General features: G+C 66.2%; 1 protein-coding gene. It reads left to right on the forward strand.

Annotated elements, in window-relative coordinates; genetic code table 11:
• A partial coding sequence (locus AC3WJW_RS29935) for a condensation domain-containing protein (protein WP_493728544.1) occupies positions 1 to 2,001 on the forward strand: 2,001 nt, incomplete at both ends.

Raw genomic sequence — 2,001 nt, forward strand, 5'->3', positions numbered from 1 at the left:
CATCGAATACCTCGGGCGTCTGGACCATCAGGTGAAACTGCGTGGCCAGCGCATCGAGCTGGGGGAAATCGACGCCGAGTTGTTGAGCCAACCGGGTGTCCGCGATGCCGCCACGCTGTTGCTGGACCAGCGTCTGGTCAGCTTCTGGTGCGGCGACGCCGATGAAGCCGACCTGCGTGCAGCGTTAAGCGATAACCTGCCCTCGCACATGTTGCCGGGGCTGCTGGTGCAACTGGACAACCTGCCGCTCAACAGCAATGGCAAGCTCGACCGCAAGGCATTGGCCGCCACCGCGCTGCCGGAAGCGGCTCGCGATCAGCCACACACCGCACCGCGCAATGCCACTGAAAGTGTGCTCTGCGAACTGTTCAGCGAATTGCTGGAATGCACCTCGGTGGGCATCGAGGATCACTTCTTCCACCTCGGCGGCCACTCGTTGCTGGCCACCCGTCTGGTCACCCGGGTCCGTGAACGCCTCGGCGCCACCCTGCCGCTGACATTGGTGTTTGCCCAACCGACGGTGGCGGCTTTGGCCGCTCACTTGCAGGCGGCGTTGCCCGGCAAGCTGATCACCGCGCAAGTGCGTCCAGCGCGGTTGCCGCTGGGCCTGGCGCAGCAGCGTTTCTGGATGCTCAGCCGTCTGGTGCCGGATTCCCGCGAGTACCACATGCCGTTTGCCCTGACCTTGCGCGGCGACCTTCAGGTCGACGCCTTGCGCCAGGCGTTCGAACAGGTCAGCCAGCGTCATCTGGTGCTGCGCAGCCGCATCGTCGAATTCGAAGGCGAGCCGCAGTTGCTGATCGACGATCAGGGCCCGACGCTCACCGTCACTTCAGTCGTCACCGCGGATTGGCCTACGGCCTGTGCCGAAGCCGAACAGGCGTTGATGGCGCCCTTCGACCTGGCCGGCGCAGCCCCTTGGCGTGCGCACCTGCTGCAACGTCAAGGCAGTGAGGAAAACCGGTTGTTGGTGTGCCTGCACCACAGCGCCACCGACGGTTGGGCCATGCAGCTGCTGATCGATGAGCTCGCCCAGGCCTACAGTGCTGCGCTGCACGGGCAAGCGCCCGCCTGGACGGCGCTGGACATCGACTATGTCGATTTCGCCCTGTGGCAACAGCACCCGGACACCCAGGCCCGGCGCAATAGCAGCCTGGACTACTGGAAAAACCATCTGGGCCAGGACGACTACCAACTCGACCTGCCGCTGGACCGTCCTCGCGGCGCCGAAGCGGATCGCAGCGCCGGGCAACTGACCGTCAGCCTTGGCACCCAGCGCGCCGACGCCATCCGACGGTTCGCCCGCCAGCGCGGCACCACGCCTTATGTGGTGCTGGCCAGCGCCCTCAGCGCCCTGCTTGCGCGCTACAGCGGTCAACGGGACATTCGCCTCGGCACTCCGGCCGACCAGCGCGACCAGCCGCAAACCCAGGCGCTGCTGGCCTGTCTGGTGAACACCCTGGTGATCCGCAGCGACGTCGATCAACAGGCCCCGGCCGAGCAACTGCTCGCCAGCCTTGAAGCCGATTTGCGCGCAGCCCAGGCCCATGCCGACCTGCCGTTCGCCACGCTGGTCGGTGCCGTGGCCCAGCGCCGCGACCTGAATCGCACGCCGCTGTTCCAGGTGATGTTCTCCCTCAACCACGGGCGCATGGACAGCAGTCAGTGGCCGGGCCTGAACATCGACGAGCAGATGCTGCCGGTGATCGACGCCAAGTTCGAACAGAGCTGGGAAGTCCAGGACGATGGCAGCGACATGACCCTCGCCCTCGAGTACCAATCGGCGCTGTTCGACGAGCGCACGATGCAGCGCTGGAGCGCGCAATGGTGCGCACTGCTCGACGCGCTGGTGGCCACGCCACAGCGGCCGCTGGTCGAACTGTTCCCGCAACGGCAGGATCAGCAACAACTGGATCGCTGGAACGCCACCGAACGCCAGTACTGCGGCCCGACCGACCTGCACACGGCCCTGAGCCAACAGGCCGCCCTGACACCCAACGC

Source organism: Pseudomonas sp. GW821-FHT07G06 (assembly GCF_058986625.1).